The sequence below is a fragment of the Actinomadura sp. NBRC 104412 genome (genome assembly GCF_030269515.1).
Classification (GTDB): Bacteria; Actinomycetota; Actinomycetes; order Streptosporangiales; family Streptosporangiaceae; genus Spirillospora.
The window spans coordinates 18,484-34,933 of sequence record NZ_BSTM01000049.1 but is presented as its reverse complement, the minus strand read 5'-3'; the positions used below and the strand labels follow the sequence as shown (position 1 = coordinate 34,933).

The window sequence follows — 16,450 nt, the reverse complement described above, 5'->3', positions numbered from 1 at the left end:
GTCGTACAGGCTGGGCGCGGTGGCGCCCAGGTTACGCTGCTGCTCGACCGACGCCGGCTCGGTGTCACCCTGGATCACGATGAGGCGCTGAAGGTCGGCACGGTACTCGCCGGGCACCTTCTGCCAGACCGGTTCGCCCTTGTGCTGGCCGAAGGCGATCCGCCGATCCTTGTTGCGCTCGGCCAGGAAGATGCCCCACCGGTAGTCGCGCATCGCCACATGCCCGAAATGCGCCCAGCCCTCGCGACCCACGTTGACCGCGGTGCGCAGGTAGACGTCCCGGGTGGGCAGGGACGGCCCCATCGAGTCCCACCAGGACAGGAAGTTGGGCTGCCAGGACTCCAGCGCCCGCTGAAGCCGCCGGTCCTCGTGCAGGTCGACGTTGTTCGGAATCTTCTCGGAGTAGTCCGCGGTGATCGTCATGCTCAGACTCGCTTCTTGTCGAAGTCGGCGCGCTGCCCCGTGCCGTACTTGCGCAACGCGCCCTCGGCTCCGGAGGCGTTGGGCCGGGTGAAGATCCAGTTCTGCCAGGCGGTGAGCCGCCCGAAGATCTTGGTCTCCAACGTCTCCGGGCCGGTGAACCGGTAGTTGGCCTCCAGGCCGGTGAGCGCGTCCGGGGAGAACCCGGCCCGCTCCTCGATCGCGATCCGGACCTCCTCGTCCCAGTCGATGTCGTCGGGCGCGAAGGTGACCAGGCCGAGCCGCTCGGCGTCCTCGGCCCGCAGCGCCTCACCCTGAGCGGACTCGGCGGCGGCCAGGCCGTCGTCATCGCCGTGGAAGCGGGTGGCCAGCCGGGTGAGGTCGTTGCCCATCGGCAGCGGCCCGAGGTTCATCGGCCCCACGGTGATCGCGGCCGGCTCGGCGTCCGGATCGATCTCCTCGAACACCCCGGCCAGGTGGAAGGAACGGTCGGCGGCCAGCGCCAGCTCCAGCAGCGACCCGGCGAAGCAACTGCCCGGCTCGATCAGCGCGATCAGGCTGCGGCTGGTGACGTCGAGGCGCTTGAGCGTCCGCTTGAGGTACAGGACGATCTCATTGGCCAGCCAGTCACCGGCGTTGTCCAGCAGCAGGGCGTCACAGGCCAGCACGCGGGAGGCGTCGCCCTTGGTGCGGAACGTCCAGGTGCCCAGCTCGGTCTCGTTGGTACGCAGGTCCAGGATCAGGTCGTCCAGCTCACGGGTCATCGCGAGCGTCCAGAACTCCGCGCCCTGGGCGTGGACGGCGGCCATGTCGGCGGGCGCGTCCGTTTCCGGGCCGAGGACGGTGATCTCCACGACGCCCCGCTCGCGATCGAGCCTCGCCGTCACGTACCGGTAGGAGATCTCGCCGTCGGTGCGGATCTTGCCCAGCGGCGTCAGCTCGATGCCCTTGGCATCGGCCGGTCGGTTCGATCGGGCGGCGAACTCCTTCGCGCGCTCGGCGACGGTGGCGTCCCATGAGGTCCGCGGCACGACCTCGTCCACCAGCCGCCAGGCCACCGCCTTCTTGCCGCCGACGCCCTCGGCCCTGGTGGCGAAGTAGTCGGCCAGGTCACGCCGCACATGCCGCTTGTCCGTCACGCGGGTCAGGCCGCCCGTGCCCGGCAGCACTCCGAGCAGCGGCAGCTCCGGCAGCGACACCGCCGAGGACCGGTCGTCCACCAGCATGATGTGCTCACACGCCAGCGCCAGCTCGTAGCCACCGCCCGACGCCGTGCCGTTCAACGCGGCCAGGTAGGTCTGCCCCGAGTTCGCGGTCGCGTCCTCGATCCCGTTACGGGTCTCGTTGGTGAACTTGCAGAAGTTCACCTTCCACTCGTGCGGCGACGCGGCCAGCATCCGGATGTTCGCGCCCGCGCAGAAGATCTTCTCCTTGCCGCTGGTCACCACCACCGTCCGCACCTCGGGATGCTCGAACCGCAGCCGCTGCACCGCGTCGTACAGCTCGATGTCCACGCCCAGGTCGTAGGAGTTCAGCTTCAGCTCGTAGCCGGGGACCAGACCCCCTTGTTCGTCGACGTCCATCGTCAGCGTGGCAACCGAACCGTCAAAACTCAGCCGCCAGTGACGGTACGCCGACACCTGCGTCCTGAACTCAACGTGCACCGATTCTGCCGTCTCACCAGCAGGATCCTGTCCTGTCCCGGTGGCGGGCCCGCTTATCAAGGTGGTCATCGGGTGTCCATCTCCTTCCGCTCCCCAATCTTCTACATACTCGTAGTGGAACGTCAAGGAGTCGTAGAGTATCGACGCCCGAGCCAACGGTGGCAGGCATGCTCGGATTTCGGCCGGGTTCGGTGGATGAAAGCGAGCGCGGTTGGCCAAGGGCTCCGTTCACGCGCTTGACCAACCGTGCCGCTGGTCACAGCGACCGGTGGACGTCGCGGCCCTCACGGCTCCGCCGGTCTGGAAATGAAAGATGAAGCGTCTTTCCGGTTTGACCTCGCAGGCTCGGTGGTCTTGAAGTACGGGTAGCACAGGGAGGGCGGGTCGGCGGTGTCGTCGAGCTCGGCCTGGTGGGAGTTGATGGCGGTGCCCATGCCTGCCGCCAGTTGCCGCGCCTGGTGCGGCGCCTTTGCGGAGAAGTGCAGGCCGCTCCTCGTGGCACCCAGGCGCACCAGGGGCACGGTTCGGTGCCGATATGGCATTGCAGGTGCACGGCGCGCGCCCCGATGAGGTCGCCGAGGCGTGGCCGGTCGAATCGGTCGACGTCACTGAGGTGCTCGCGGCGCGCCGGCGTTGTGCCGGCGCGCCGCGTACACCGTCAGGCGGAGGTCTTCAGGGGTCCGGCGGCTCGCCGGGCGCGCTGGGCCTCGGGGTCCGGCAGGGGAACCGACTCCAGCAGTCTCAGTGTGTAGTCGGAGGTCGGCCGGGTCAGCACCTGGTCTGCGGGGCCGAGTTCGAGCAGCCGTCCGGAGCGGAGAACGGCCACCCGGTCGGCGACCTGGTTCACCACGGCCAGGTCGTGGCTGATGAACAGGCAGGCGAACCCGTGCCGGCGCTGGAGTTCCGCGAACAGCTCCAGGACGGTCGCCTGGACCGACACGTCCAGGGCACTGGTGGGCTCATCGGCCAGCAGCAGTTCGGGCTCCAGGACCAGGGCACGGGCCAGCGCCACCCGCTGGCGCTGACCGCCCGACAGTTCACGCGGCAGCCGGGCGCCGTGGTCACGGGTCAGCGCCACCTGGTCCAGCAGCTCCTCGGCGCGGGCAACCCGTTCGGCGGGGGTGCCCACGCGGTGGATGTCGAGCGGCTCGGTGATCGATTCCAGCACGGTGCGGCGGGGATCGAGGGAGGCGGCCGGGTCCTGGTGGACGACGCCGATGCGCCTGCGCAGGGCCCGCAGATCGCCGCGGCGCAGCGGGGCCAGGTCGGTTCCGAAGAGCCGCGCCGTACCGGAGGACGGCCGTAGCCGACCCGTCGCGACGCGTCCCAGGGTGCTCTTGCCGGAACCCGACTCGCCGACGATGCCGAGGACCTCGCCGGGAGCCACCGACAGCGTGACCCGGTCGAGCGCGGCGGGATGGCCCGGGTAGTCGACGACCAGGTCGGTGACGGCGAACGCGGGCGGAGACTTCGGCGCGGACTCGGGAACATCGCGGGCCGGAGGGTCCTGGACGCCCAGTTGCGGCACCGACGCCAGGAGCCGCCGGGCGTACGGGGTCGAGGGGGCGGCGAAGATCCGGTGCACGTCCTGGGTCTCCAGGACGCGTCCGGAGCGCATGACGGCCACCCGGTCGGCGAGGTCGGCGACCACGCCCATGTTGTGGGTGATGAGGAGAACCGCGAGTTCCCGATCGCGTTGCAGCTCGCGCAGCAGGGCGAGGATCTCGGCCTGCACCGTCACGTCGAGCGCCGTGGTGGGCTCGTCGGCGATCAGCACGTCGGGGTCGGCGGCCAGCGCGAGGGCCAGCACGATCCGCTGTTTCTGGCCGCCGGAGAACTGGTGCGGGTAGTCCCGCGCCCGCTCCGGCGGGATCCCGACCTGCGCGAGCAGTTCGGCCGCCCGCTCGCGCCGTTCCCTGCGGGATGCCGTGCCGTGCGCCCGCAGCACCTCGCCGATCTGCCAGCCGACCCGTTCGACCGGGTTGAGCGCGGTCGAGGGTTCCTGGAAGACCAGGGCGATCCGGGCGCCGCGCACCCGGCGCAGCTGCTCCTCGTCCAGGCCGAGCAGTTCCTGGCCGTCCAGGACGACGCTTCCGGACACGGCCGCGGTCTTCGGCAGCAGGCCGAGGACGGCCAGCGCGGTGACCGACTTGCCCGATCCGGATTCGCCGACCACGGCCAGGACCTCGTCGCGGTGCAGCTCCAGGGCGAGGTCGCGGACGGCGGTCACTCCGGGGAAGCGGACGGTCAGGTCCTTGATCTGAAGCAGCGCCGTCATGGCGCACCACCTCCGTGTCGGCGCTCGGCCAGCAGGGCCTGCGCGATGAGCTGGAAGCCGAGCACCAGCATCACGATGACCAGCAGCGGGCCGATCGCGTACATGTCGTTGGTGCCGAGCTGGGCCATGGCGTCGGCGAGCACCCCGCCCAGCGACGGGGACGGGGGCCGCACCCCGATGCCGATGAAGTTCATCGCGCTGGAGATGAAGACCGCCATGGACGCCGAGAGCGCGAGCTGGACGATCACCGCGTCCAGGATGTTCGGGACCACGTGCTTGCGCAGCACCCAGGCCCGTGTCGCGCCCATCGACTCGGCGGCGTCCACGTACGGCAGTTCGCGCACCTTGAGCGTCGCGGTGCGCACCAGCCGCCCGAAGATGGGCAGTTCCGTCCCGATGACCACGCAGATCACCGGGAGCATGCCGACGCCGGTGACCGCGGCGATGCCGATGCCCAGGATGATCGGGGGGAAGGCGAGGATGATGTCGAAGGCCCGCTGCGCGGCCACGTCCGCCGGGCCGTACTGGCTCGCCACCAGCCCGAGCAGCCCGCCGAGGACGGCGCCGCAGGGCACGGCGATCAGGCAGACCAGCAGATCGGCACGGATGCCGTGCAGCACCCGCGAGAACACGTCCCGGTTCACCTCGTCGGTGCCGAACAGGTGCCCGGCGCTCGCGCCCAGCAGGTTGGCGTCCGGTAGCTGTTCCTGCGGCGAGTACGGCGCGATCAGCGGGGCCAGCAGGCCGGCGAGCACGACCACGCCGACGAGCGAGAGTCCGGCCAGGCCCCGCCCGCGAAGGAGGGCGCCGCGCCGCGCACGCGGCCCTTGGTCCGGCTCGGCGTCCCCGAGCGGTTCGGACGTCCCCAGTTCGAGGGCGCTCATCGGGACCCTCCCAGCCGCACCCGCGGATCGAGGGCGGCGTGCGCGACGTCGGTGAGCAGTTGCAGGACGGCGAAGACCGCCACCGACAGCATCAGCAGCACCTGCACCACCGGGTAGTCACGACCGGTGATCGCCCGTTCGAACAGCAGCCCCAGGCCGGGCCAGGAGAAGGTGAACTCGACCAGTACCGCGCCGCCGAGCAGCGCACCGGTTTGCAGGCCGAGCACCGTCAGGCTGGTCGGCAGCACGTTGCGCAGCGCGTGCCGCAGCAGGACCCGCCATCGGGAGACCCCGGCGGCGAGCGCGGTGACGACGTAGGGCTGGGCGAGTTCGGTGCGCAGCGACTCGGCGACGTACCGGGTCAGCACGGCGCCGACCGGCAGGGCCAGGCACACCGCCGGCATCAGCAGGTACTGGAACGTGATCGACGGGTTGGCGAGCAGCCCTTCGCGCGGGACGCCGCCGCTGGGCAGCACCGGGACGATGACGCCGAAGAGCAGGATCAGCGCCACCCCCATCACGAAGGTCGGCACCCCTATCGCCAGGGTGTTGACGCCGGTCAGCAGGTGATCCAGCCATGCCCGCCGCGTCCCCGCCCACAGCGTGCCGAGCACCAGCGCGGTCAGCACCGCCAGCAGCAGCGCGCTCGTGGCCAGCAGCAGCGTGTTGCCCAGGGCGTCCGCGACGAGCGAGTCGATGGTCCCCCCGATGAGGTACGACCGGCCCAGATCGAAGGTCGGCATCGCGCCGAGCCAGGCGAGGTACTGGGCCGCCCATGGCCGGTCCAGGCCGAGTTCGCGGCGGATGGCCTCGACGGCCTCGGGGGTGGCGTCCGCCCCGGCGAGCGACTCCGCCGGGTCGCCGGGGACCAGCCGCAGCACGGCGAAGATCAGTATCGAGGAGACGAGGAGCACCAGGGCCAGCGAGGGCAGCCTGCGCAGCACGTACAGTGTCATGGCCGTGCCCTCACCCGGTCAGCCGCGCGTCGGTGAGCACGAGCTCGTGCCGCTTGGTGTAGGAGACGCCCGTGACCCTGTCGCTGACGGCCCAGCGGGGCTCCACGATCGCGATCTCGATGAGGAACAGCCCGTCGAGCAGGTCGCGCGACAGCCTGCCGTACGCCTCCAGCGCCTCGGGGCTGTCGCCCTTGCGCTGCTTCCACGCGTCGTCGGCGTCCTTGATGTAGGTGTCGGACGTGTAGTGCGAGGCGTTCTTGCGAGCGTTGAAGGGGTAGGCGCTGACGGTGAGCGTCGAGGGGGTGTACTGGGCCCAGGAGTGGTAGGTGGTCCACAGCCCGGGCAGCTTGCCTCCGATGAGCCGGGCGACGAACGTCGGCGGGTCCAGCGGCTCCAGCCTCACCTCGATCCCGATCTCCTTGAGGTTGGCCTGCACGATCTGCGCGGTGGCCGCGAACAGCGGGTTCGAGCTCTGGTAGTTCAACGTCAGCGTCGGCACCTTCTTGCCGTAGGCGGCGATGAGGCCCCTGGCCTTGGCGACGTCCCGCCGGAAGGTGCCGTTGAGCTTCTCGTCGTAGGCGGGTGAGGTCTTCGGCCACGGCAGGTTGACCACGTAGCCGCTGCCCCGGAAGACCTCGGCCAGGATGCGGTCACGGTCCAGGGCGTACGCGATGGCCTGCCGGACCCGCACGTCGGACAGGCCCTCGGCGGTCACGTTGGTGCCGACGTAGATCTGCTCCTCGGCGCCGGTGAGCTGGATCTTGTTGATCTTGCCCGTCTTCTCCAGGCGCTCGATGTCCAGGTTGCCGATGCCGTACGCGTAGTCGATCTGCCCGCTGCGGAGCTGGTTCGCCTGCGCGGTGGCATCGGGGACGATCGCGATGTCGACGGCGTCCAGATAGGGCCGTCCGGGAACCCGGTAGCCGGGGTTCTTGCTGAAGCGGAGCCGGGCGTTGGGCGTCCACCCGTCGAACTTGAACGGCCCGGTGCCGACGTACCTGCGGCCGCTCGCGAGGTCGGCGAAGGTCTCCCTGTCGACGATCGGGACGATCTCCAGCAGGTCGAGGATGTTGCTGACCGGATGCGCCAGGTGCAGGACCGCGGTGCCCGGGTCGCCGGTGTCGATCGACCTGATCGCCTGCGCGGTGCTCTTGAGCTGCCCGTTCCATTTGGGGTCGGCGTAGGTCTTCAGCGAGAACGCCACGTCCTCGGAGGTGAACGGGCGTCCGGTGTGGAACTTCACGTCGCCCCGCAGCTTCAGCGTGACGGTCGTCCCGTCGTCGGCGATGGTCCAGCTCTCGGCGAGCCTGGGTTCCGGTTTCAGGCTGTCGTTGGGGTAGTGGATCAGGCTCTCGTAGACCAGCCCGATGATCGTCGTCACACCCCAGTTGGAGTTGGTGAAGAAGTTCGCCGGCACCAGATCGGTGCCGATGGCGCCGGTGAGGGTTCCGCCCGTCAGGCCCTTGCCCGAGCCCTGCCGTCCGACCGCGGAGGTACATCCGGGCAGGCCGAGCAGGACGGCTCCACCGGCCAGGCCGGACAACAGGGCACGACGGGACAGGGGTCTGCTCATGGACACGCTCCTTGTTCCTCCGTCACGGTCCTCCGCCACACGACGGACGTCGGAGTCCGCTCTGGGCGGCATGGGAGATCCATACTAAACTAGTCGGATAGATTGGGAATCCTCCGGGTGCGCCCCGGAAAGCCGTACGTCAAGAGAAAGGAACGCGGGCGATGACCCAGTTGCACAGTGAGCCGGCCACGCTTGAGGTGACCAAGGTCGGCGGGAACATCGGCGCCGTCGTCTCGGGATTGCGCATCGGCGCCGACCTCGACCCGGCCACGGTCGCCGAGTTCCGCGCGGCGCTCCTCAAGCACAGGGTCGTGTTCCTGCGTGATCAGGATCACGCCACCGACGAGGACCAGTACGACTTTGCCGCCCAGCTCGGCGAGGTCACCTCACCGCACCCCACCGTCCGCGGCGACGGGAAGGCGATCCTGCCGATCGACTCCGAACGCAGCAAGGCCAACAGCTGGCACACCGACGTCACCTTCGTCGACCGCGTCCCCGCCATCAGCATCCTGCGCGCCATCACGCTCCCTCCCTACGGCGGGACCACCATCTGGGCGAACACCGTCGCCGCGTACGCCAACCTGCACCCCGCCTTCCAGACGCTGGTGGGCCGACTGCGCGCCCGGCACAGCAACGCCTTCGACTACGCCCTCGAACGTCCCGCGACGGTCGGCGGGCTGGACGTGAAGGAGGAGGGCTACCGCAAGGAGTTCCGGAACACGATCTACCTCACCGAACACCCCCTGGTCCGCGTCCACCCCGAGACCGGCGAGCCCTCACTCCTGCTCGGGCACTTCGTCCAGTCGATCCCCGGCCTGTCCACACCGGACTTCCAGGACCTGTACGGCCTGCTGCAGCGGCACATCACCAAGCCGGAGAACACCGTCCGGTGGAACTGGCGCCCCGGCGACATCGCCATCTGGGACAACCGCGCGACCCAGCACTACGCGGTCGCCGACTACGACGACCACCCGCGTCTCCTGCACCGCATCACCGTCGCGGGTGACATCCCCGTGGGCATCAACGGCGACACCAGCACCGTCATCCAGGGAGACGCCACCGCCTTCTCCTCCCTCCCGGCCCGCGCCGCCTGACCATCGCGGCGCCTTTCCGTGCGCGGCCCGGCCGGTGGCGGGCCGCGCACGGGATCGCCGGGTACGCGGCGCGGGCTTCGATGCGGAGCCGGTCTCGCCCGGCGGTTCGGTCGCACCGCACACGACGTCGGCGGTGCCCGCACCTGGCGGCAAGGGAGGAAGAAGTCCATGCGAACGCATCGTGATGGCGACAGGCGTGGCGAGCGTGCGCTGCTGGTGGACCGCGTCGCGATCGGCTACCGGCGGCGGGGCCGGTACGTGCCCGCGGTGGAGGAGGCCGGCTTCGAGGTACGGCGCGGCGAGAGGATCATGCTGCTGGGGCCGTCCGGGTCGGGCAAGTCGACGATCCTCAAGGCCGTCGCGGGGTTTCTGCGTCCCTCGGCCGGGCGGATCCTCGTCGGGGACAGGGAAAGCCCCGGGCCGGGTCCCGACCGGGCCTGCGTCTTCCAGGAGTTCGACCAGTTGTTCCCCTGGCGCACCGTCCTGGGCAACGTCGTGCACGCGCTGCGGGTCACCGGCGTGGACCGTGCCACCGCGCGGCGGCGCGCCATCGAACACCTGGAGCTGATGGGGCTCGCGGACGCGCTCGACAGCCATCCCCACCAGTTGTCGGGCGGGATGAAGCAGCGCGTGGCCATCGCCCGCGCGCTGGCCGTCGACCCGCTCATGCTGCTGATGGACGAGCCGTTCGGTGCCCTCGACGCGCAGACCAGGGGACGCCTCCAGATCGAGCTCGCCGCCATCACGCGCCGTACCGACGCGACCCTGCTGTTCGTCACCCACAGCATCGACGAGGCCACGCTGCTCGGCGATCGCGTGGTCGTGCTCGCGGGACGTCCCTCGCGGGTGGCCGAGATCGTCGACGTCTCCGGTCTGGACGGCCCCGACACGCCGGGCTTCGCCGAAGCGCGGAACCGGCTGCGCTCGCTGCTCGCCGAGGAAGGAGAGGTCCTTGACGGCGTCTACGAATAGCCGCGCGGAGCCGACCGCGCCCATCGAGGCGGCACCGCGCCGACCCGTCGCCGAACGCGGGCGCCCGTGGTCCAGGCTGCCGACCTGGCTGCGGCGCACCATCGTGTTCGCCGCGCTGATCGGCCTGTGGCAGCTCTACGCGTCCCGGTCAGGGGTCAGCTCGTTCGTGTTCGCCGGACCCTGGGACGTGGCCCAAGCCCTCGCCGAGGGAGTGGCCGGCGGTGAGATCGTCACCTCCACGCTGACGACGCTGCGCATGCTGGGCACCGGCATGGCCATCGGGATCGCGCTGACCGTCGTGCTGACGGCCCTGGCGGTGGCCACCACGCTCGGGGACGACGTGCTCACCCTGGTCTCGTCCATGATCAACCCGCTGCCGTCGGTGGCGATCCTGCCGCTGGCCATGCTGTGGTTCGGTCTGACCGACACCGCGCTGATCTTCGTGACCGCCAACGCCGTGCTGTGGCCGATGACCGTCAGCGTCGGCATGGGCCTGCGCACCACCCCGGCCACGCTCGTCATGGTCGGCCGGAACCTGGGCCTGTCGGGCTGGCGGCTGACCCGGGACGTGCTGATGCCCGCCGCCCTCCCGCACGCCATCGCGGGCCTGAAGACCGGCTGGGCCTTCGGCTGGCGCACCATCATCGCCGCCGAACTGGTCTTCGGCGCCGCCGGTGCCAACGGCGGGCTCGGCTTCTTCATCAACAACGCCCGCTACTACGCCCTGATCCCGGACGTGTTCGCCGGGCTCGTGGTCATCGCCCTGATCGGCATCGCACTCGACCTCATCTTCGCCCTGATCGAACGGCGGACCGTCGTCCGCTGGGGAATGAAGGAAGGAACAACGGCATGAAGCGGCCCCCCTCCCCCACGTACAGCCGGCGCGACGCGCTGCGCCTGGGCGCGACCGGCGCCGGCGCACTGGCCCTGACCGCCGCGTGCGGCGGCGCGGGCGGATCGGGGTCCGGCTCCGGCAAGGAGATCGTCATCTCCCAGGGTTCGGGCCTCAGCTACGCCGCGCTCGTCATCATCCAGGCCAACGGCTGGCTGGAGAAGGACCTGCCCGGCCGCACCATCAGTTGGCGGACGGTCAGCGGCGGCAACGCCACCCGCGACGGCCTGGTATCGGGCAGCCTCCACCTGGGCAGCAGCGGCCTGGGACCCTTCCTCATCGGCTGGGGCGCGGGCATCCCCTGGAAGATCATCTCATCGCTGAACGACATGCCGCTGTGGCTGGTGGCGAAGGACCCGCGCCTGCGCGGCCTCAAGGACTTCCGCCCCACCGACAAGATCGCCGCGATCGCGCCCGGCTCGATCCAGTCGGTCATGCTGCAACGAGCCGCCCAGCAGCAGCTCGGCGACGCCCACGCGCTCGACAGGAACATCGCCTCCATGGCCCACCCCGACGCCCTCCAGGCCCTGATCGGCGGGCAGATCGCCGCCGCCTACACCGCCCCGCCGTTCCAGTTCCAGGCCGTCGAACAGGGCGCCCGCAAACTCGTCGACAGCTACGACCTGTTCGGCAAGCACGGCTTCAACACCATGGTCGCCACCCAGGACTACGCGGAGAAGAACCCGGACGTCATCGCCGCCGTACACCGCAACATCGCCAAGGCCAACGACCTCATCGTCAACTCACCCGCCGAGGCCGCGCGCATCCTCTCGCAGGCCGAGAAGGGCAAGATCTCCCCGGCCACCTACCAGAAGTACCTCACGCACCCGGGCATCGAGTACACCACCACCCCGCACTCACTGCTGAAACTCGGCGCCTTCATGAAGGAGGTCGGCGTCGTGAAAAAGGTGCCGGGCGACTGGCGCGAGGTGGTCTTCGACACCGTGAAGAACGAGAACGGCTCCTGACCGTACCGGCGGCCGTCATCGGTGTGGACGACCATGTCGGAGGTCACGGACCACTCATTCCGATCAGATCGGCCATGATCCGCAGGGTGGCGTCCACGCCGAGGCCCGGCTCGAACTGCAGGAGAACGTGATCGACGCCGAGCGACTCGATGCGGGCCAGGTCATCGGCCCAGCTCTCCACCGCGCCGCTGAACGCGGCCTTTCCGTCGCCGGTGCCGTTGTCGCCCGGCGTGGCCTCGGCCCGCAGTATGACGGGCAGTCGTGACGGGTCCCGGCCCTGTGCCGTGACGGCCTCGCGCCACTGGTCCAGTTCGTCCGCCAGCCGGTCGAGGTCGTTGCGGTAGGGGTGCAGTCCGTCGCCGATCCGGGCGGCGCGGCGGATCCCTGTCGGCGTGGTGTATCCGATGATCAGAGGGATGCCGTCGGAACCGCACGGCTTGGGGCCTATGTCGGACGCAGGGATGGCGTACCTGGGGCCCGGGTGGTCGACCGGATCGGGACCCCAGACCGCGCGCATGGCGGCCAGATGGTCGTCGAACCCGTCGCCCATGTGGTCTCTCGGTACGCCGGCCACCGCGAACTCCTCTGCCATCCATCCCGAGGTCACGCCCGCGACAAGGCGTCCGCCCGACAGCCGGTCCAGGGTCGCGAGGCGGCGGGCGAGGAGGACCGGCGGATGGAGAAGGACGTTGATCGCGCTCGTGCCGAGCTTGATCACCTCGGTCCGCGCGGCGATGAAGGACAGCACCTCGATCGGGTCGTAAACGCAACGGTAGTACTCGGCCGGCATCACCACCGGCACCGGCACCCCCGGCATGGCAACCGGGGCGTGCGGACGGAGCCAGCGATCCACCACCCACACCGAGTCCAGTCCGAGGGCCTCGGCGCCCACGGCCAACCGGACGAGTTCGCCAGGGTCGACGTCCGATCCGCCGTTGGGCAGACCTATTCCCATTTGCACCGTCGCATCACGCACCTTCGCGTCCATCACCGCATTTTCCGTACCATAGTGAAACGACTGTCGCTGCACAACCGATGTTGTGCACGCGCAATTCGTTTGGAGCGAAATTCCGGTCCTAAAAATGCCCCGCCCTTACGCCGGATCGCTTGTGCGCATTCTTTTCGCTGTGACATCCACCAGACGGAGCCGCTGCCTCGCAGGGGGGTTGACAGGGCGCCGGGGCTACCTGAAGGTTGTTTCATATGAACAGCTCTTCAGATGAGCGGATCATCGAGCTCGACGGCTGCACGGCGCGGGTGGTGGACGCGCCGCGGGTCGCGTCCGTGTGCGAGCGGATGCCCGCGGAGGAGGACCTGGCCGATACCGCCGAGGTGTTCGGGCTGCTGAGCGACCCTAGGCGGTTGCGCCTGCTGGTGGCCTTGCTGGACGGCGAGCTGTGCGTGTGCGACCTGGCCGCGGTCAGCGGCATGAGCGAGTCGTCCGCCTCGCACGCGCTGCGGCTGCTGCGCGCGCACCGGGTGGTCGAGGTGCGCCGGTCGGGCCGCATGGCGTACTACCGCCTGGCCGACGCGCACGTTCGGATGCTGCTGGACCTGGCCGTCGCCCACATCGAGCACACCGAAGCCGTCCACCCCGAACGGCGGCCGTGATTTGAGCTTGTGACCTCCCGGAACGACAGCGAAGGAACCCCATGGCACTGACCGCGCTGATCATTTACCTGCTCTGGGCCGCTCTGGCTTTCGGGCTGCGGAGCTGGATGCAATGGCGTCGCACCGGCGACACCGGATTCCGCGGCGGAGGGCTACGGCCCGGCACCCTCCAATGGTGGGCCCGGCTGCTCTTTGTCGCCGCTCTGGTCCTCGGTGTCGCCGGTCCCATCGCCGCCCTGGCCGGACTGGATCCGATCGGCTTCCTGGACCACCTCGCCGTCCAGATCGCCGGGACGGTCCTCGCGGCCGGCGGTACGGCCGCGACGCTGGCGGCGCAGACGTCCATGGGCGCTTCCTGGCGCATCGGCGTCGACGACAACGAACGGACCAGCCTGGTCACCGGCGGCGCGTTCGCCCTGGCCCGCAACCCCATCTTCACCGCGATGATCGTCACCGCCGCCGGGCTGGCGGCCATGGTGCCCAACGTGGTGTCGCTTCTCGGCTTGGTGCTGTCCGTGGCCGTCATCCAGTTGCAGGTCCGCGCCGTCGAGGAGCCCTACCTGCTGCGCGTTCACGGCGACGCCTACCGCGGTTACGCCGCCCGCGTCGGCCGGTTCCTGCCCGGCATCGGACGCCTCCCCCGAGGAACCTCCCCGGCGTCCTGACCACGGCGCCCCGCGCCGCCGGCCAGATCGGCCACCGGCGTGCCGCTCAGAGCACCCGTGCGGTGAGGATGCAGATGTCGTCCTCGATGGTCCCGGAGACGAGGCGGTCCAGCACGCAGTCGATCAGGGGCTCGGGGTCCTCGTGGTCGCAGGACCGCACCGCTTCGACGAGCGCCTGGATGCCGGTGTCCAGGTCACGGTCGCCGTTCGATGAGGCCGTCGGTGTAGAACAGCAGGGTGTCACCGGGCCGCAGGTGCGTGGTGTTCAGCTCGTAGTCGGCCTCCGGGCCGCCGGGCAGCGGGCCGGACCGTCCCTCCAGCGGCTCGGCGTCGCCCTCGCGCAGGAGGATGGGGGCGAAGTGGCCGGCGTTGGCCCAGGCGAAGGCGCGGTCGGTCGTGTCGAAGCACCCGATGACCGCGGTGCCGGTGATGGTGATCTCCTCGGTGGTGTGCGCGGTCAGCGCAGTCGCCGCCGAAGCGGGGCAGCTCAGCGTCCTGCCGACCAGTTCCTCGCGGCTCCGGCCGTCGGCCGTCCCGCCATGGCCGGCCTCGTCGTGCCGTACGTGGCCACGCCGGGGTGCCGGGTCTGTGAAGAACCCCAACACCGGTCCGTGCGCGCGCACACCCGGATCGTGATTTTGGACCGTTGCATATCGGCATGACCGTCATTGGCCAGCGCAGCGACGTGCCTGGACCCGCCTGAAATGCGGCAGCACGATACGACTGAGGCACGGGAGCGAATTGTTTCCAGAAGTCGCCACGAAAGACCCCCGGAATTGGGCTATCGTCCACTTGCTTCAACGTCGGAGGTGAGGGGTTGGCGGGTGATCGGTTCGGTTCCGGCCCGACGGTGTGTCGCATGCTGCTCGGCGTGCGGCTGCGTCGGCTGCGCGAGGCCAGGGGCATCACGCGCGAGGCCGCCGGATATGCCATCCGCGCCTCCGAGTCGAAGATCAGCCGGATGGAGCTGGGACGGGTCGGGTTCAAGGAGCGCGACGTGTCCGACCTGCTGGACCTGTACGGCGTCGTCGACCGGTCCGACCAGGACGACCTGCTGGAGATGGCTCGGGAGGCCAACGCGCCGAGCTGGTGGCAGCCGTACACCGACGTGGTGCCCGGCTGGTTCCACACCTACCTGGGCCTGGAGGAGTCGGCCTCGCTGATCCGCACCTACGAGGTACAGTTCGTGCCCGGGCTGTTGCAGACCGCGGACTACGCGCGCGCCGTCTTCCGGCGCGGGCACCCCGACGCGCCCGAGCGGGAGATCGAGCAGCGGGTCGAGCTGCGCATGCGGCGGCAGGAGCGGCTGCGCGACCCGGGGACCACATCGCTGTGGGCGGTGATCGACGAGGCGGCGCTGCGCCGGCCGATCGGCGGCCCCGACGTGATGCGGGAACAGATCGAGCACCTGCTCAGGCTCGCCGAGCTGCCGAACGTCGCGGTCCAGGTGATGCCGCTGCGGTTCGGCGGCCATCCCGCCGAGGGCGGGGCGTTCACCATCCTGCGGTTCCCCGAGCCCGAGATCCCGGACGTCGTGTACGTCGAGGCCCTGACCGGCGCCCAGTACCTCGAACGTGCCGACGAGGTCGACGACTACCAGAAGGTCATGGAGCGGCTGTGCGTCGACAGCACCGCCCCCAGCGCCGTCCGCGAGGTGATGGGCGAGCTGCTGCGCGAGCTGGACCCGCCGGTGGCGACCGGGCCCGCGATCCCGCTCCGGCACGCGCACGCTCATGTGCGCGCGGCCGCCCGCGGCATCACGACCGCCGGGACGCGGGACGAGGGCACGGTGCTGGACGTGGCGGACACGCCGTTCGGGACGCGGCTCCTCGTCGCGGAGGTCGAGGGCGACGCCCCGGCGGGGACGGCGAACGACGTCAAGCTCGCCTTCCGCGACCTGGCCGGGCACGAGCCGCTGCTGGCGGGCGTGGCCGAGCGGCTGAACACGAGGGTGACCGGCTCGGGCGGCCCGGAGGTCTCCGTCGCCGCGACGCTGGTCACGATCCGCCACTGGGAGGACCAGGCCGAGATCGTCCGCTGCGGGCTGCCGCCGCCGCTCATGCTCCGCGGGTCGCGGGTGTCGGTGGTGGACGTGGCGCCCGCGTACCCGCCGCTGGGCAGGCTCACCCCGCCGGACGCCGGGGGCTCCTGGTGCGAGCCCACGACCGTCCCCTACGGCCAGGGCGACCGGCTTCTCCTGCACACGCAGGGCGTCGAGGAGGTCCGCGACGCCGAAGGGCGGCCGTACCCGCTCGCCGAACGCGCCGCGCGTCTCACCCAGGACGATCCGGACACGGCGCTGGCGCGCTTCGCGGAGGACCTGCTCGCGTACTCCACCGGCCCGCCGGCGCGCGGGGCGGTGATCCTGCTGGTGCATCGGGACGGCGCGCCGCGGGACGATCGTGAAAGGCGCGACCGGGCCGGCGGTCGTTCACTGTGGGAATGACGGCGGGCGGGCACCGGCCCGCCCGGT

General features: G+C 70.4%; 15 protein-coding genes and 1 pseudogene. 8 read left to right on the top strand and 8 right to left on the bottom strand.

The features are described from left to right. The 6 genes from QSK21_RS34215 to QSK21_RS34190 form a co-directional block, all read right to left on the bottom strand. The coding region (locus QSK21_RS34215) for a hypothetical protein (protein WP_285701855.1) at nt 1-423 on the bottom strand (423 nt) is incomplete at its 3' end. Between the two features lie 2 nt (nt 424-425). After that, nucleotides 426-2,153 carry a 2,3-epoxybenzoyl-CoA dihydrolase gene (gene boxC / locus QSK21_RS34210; RefSeq protein WP_285701853.1) on the bottom strand — a complete coding sequence of 576 codons (1,728 nt, stop codon included), beginning with the start codon at nt 2,151-2,153 and terminating at the stop codon, nt 426-428. Nucleotides 2,154-2,742: 589 nt separating this feature from the next. Then, entirely contained in the window at nt 2,743-4,362 is a 1,620-nt protein-coding gene (locus QSK21_RS34205; RefSeq protein ID WP_285701851.1) for a dipeptide ABC transporter ATP-binding protein, read from the bottom strand. Further along, the gene (locus QSK21_RS34200) at nt 4,359-5,246 is read right to left on the bottom strand and encodes an ABC transporter permease (RefSeq protein WP_285701850.1); all 888 of its coding nucleotides are present in this window, start codon (nt 5,244-5,246) and stop codon (nt 4,359-4,361) included. The genes QSK21_RS34205 and QSK21_RS34200 overlap by 4 nt, the downstream gene beginning before the upstream one ends. Continuing rightward, nucleotides 5,243-6,202: an ABC transporter permease gene (locus QSK21_RS34195; protein WP_285701847.1), complete on the bottom strand. Its 960-nt coding sequence runs from the start codon at nt 6,200-6,202 to the stop codon at nt 5,243-5,245. The genes QSK21_RS34200 and QSK21_RS34195 overlap by 4 nt, the downstream gene beginning before the upstream one ends. A gap of 10 nt (nt 6,203-6,212) precedes the next feature. Then, entirely contained in the window at nt 6,213-7,775 is a 1,563-nt protein-coding gene (locus QSK21_RS34190) for an ABC transporter substrate-binding protein (protein WP_285701845.1), read from the bottom strand. A gap of 161 nt (nt 7,776-7,936) precedes the next feature. Between QSK21_RS34190 and QSK21_RS34185 the strand changes: the two genes are divergently transcribed. The 4 genes from QSK21_RS34185 to QSK21_RS34170 all read left to right on the top strand — a co-directional run bounded on the left by QSK21_RS34185 (nt 7,937) and on the right by QSK21_RS34170 (nt 11,701). Next, entirely contained in the window at nt 7,937-8,869 is a 933-nt protein-coding gene (locus QSK21_RS34185; protein WP_285701843.1) for a TauD/TfdA dioxygenase family protein, read from the top strand. 168 nt (nt 8,870-9,037) lie between these two features. After that, nucleotides 9,038-9,841: an ABC transporter ATP-binding protein gene (locus QSK21_RS34180; protein WP_285701840.1), complete on the top strand. Its 804-nt coding sequence runs from the start codon at nt 9,038-9,040 to the stop codon at nt 9,839-9,841. Further along, nucleotides 9,822-10,694 (top strand): ABC transporter permease, encoded by an 873-nt coding sequence (locus tag QSK21_RS34175; RefSeq protein WP_285701838.1) that lies wholly within the window; start codon nt 9,822-9,824, stop codon nt 10,692-10,694. The genes QSK21_RS34180 and QSK21_RS34175 overlap by 20 nt, the downstream gene beginning before the upstream one ends. Further along, nucleotides 10,691-11,701, top strand: a complete 1,011-nt coding sequence (locus tag QSK21_RS34170) for an ABC transporter substrate-binding protein (protein ID WP_285701836.1) — start codon at nt 10,691-10,693, stop codon at nt 11,699-11,701. Before QSK21_RS34175 ends, QSK21_RS34170 begins: the two co-directional genes overlap by 4 nt. A gap of 43 nt (nt 11,702-11,744) precedes the next feature. On the opposite strand, the gene QSK21_RS34165 is transcribed toward QSK21_RS34170, so the two are convergent. Further along, nucleotides 11,745-12,689, bottom strand: a complete 945-nt coding sequence (locus tag QSK21_RS34165) for a TIGR03619 family F420-dependent LLM class oxidoreductase (RefSeq protein ID WP_285701834.1) — start codon at nt 12,687-12,689, stop codon at nt 11,745-11,747. A gap of 215 nt (nt 12,690-12,904) precedes the next feature. Between QSK21_RS34165 and QSK21_RS34160 the strand changes: the two genes are divergently transcribed. Together QSK21_RS34160 and QSK21_RS34155 are read left to right on the top strand one after the other, a co-directional pair. After that, nucleotides 12,905-13,312: an ArsR/SmtB family transcription factor gene (locus tag QSK21_RS34160; RefSeq protein WP_285701832.1), complete on the top strand. Its 408-nt coding sequence runs from the start codon at nt 12,905-12,907 to the stop codon at nt 13,310-13,312. 41 nt (nt 13,313-13,353) lie between these two features. Continuing rightward, on the top strand, nt 13,354-13,977 hold the full coding sequence (locus tag QSK21_RS34155; RefSeq protein WP_285701830.1) for a methyltransferase family protein: 624 nt from the start codon (nt 13,354-13,356) through the stop codon (nt 13,975-13,977). Nucleotides 13,978-14,171: 194 nt separating this feature from the next. Here the strand turns inward: QSK21_RS34155 and QSK21_RS34150 are convergent, their stop codons facing one another. Then, the gene (locus tag QSK21_RS34150; RefSeq protein ID WP_285701828.1) at nt 14,172-14,600 is read right to left on the bottom strand and encodes a PP2C family protein-serine/threonine phosphatase; all 429 of its coding nucleotides are present in this window, start codon (nt 14,598-14,600) and stop codon (nt 14,172-14,174) included. A gap of 227 nt (nt 14,601-14,827) precedes the next feature. Between QSK21_RS34150 and QSK21_RS36420 the strand changes: the two are divergent. Together QSK21_RS36420 and QSK21_RS36415 are read left to right on the top strand one after the other, a co-directional pair. Further along, a pseudogene (locus tag QSK21_RS36420) lies at nt 14,828-15,655 on the top strand (Sco1979 family transcriptional regulator); the annotation flags it as partial. Beyond that, nucleotides 15,635-16,423, top strand: coding sequence for a PP2C family protein-serine/threonine phosphatase (locus QSK21_RS36415; RefSeq protein ID WP_285701857.1), 789 nt, complete (start codon nt 15,635-15,637; stop codon nt 16,421-16,423). The pseudogene QSK21_RS36420 and the gene QSK21_RS36415, both read left to right, overlap by 21 nt. Nucleotides 16,424-16,450: the final 27 nt, after the last annotated feature.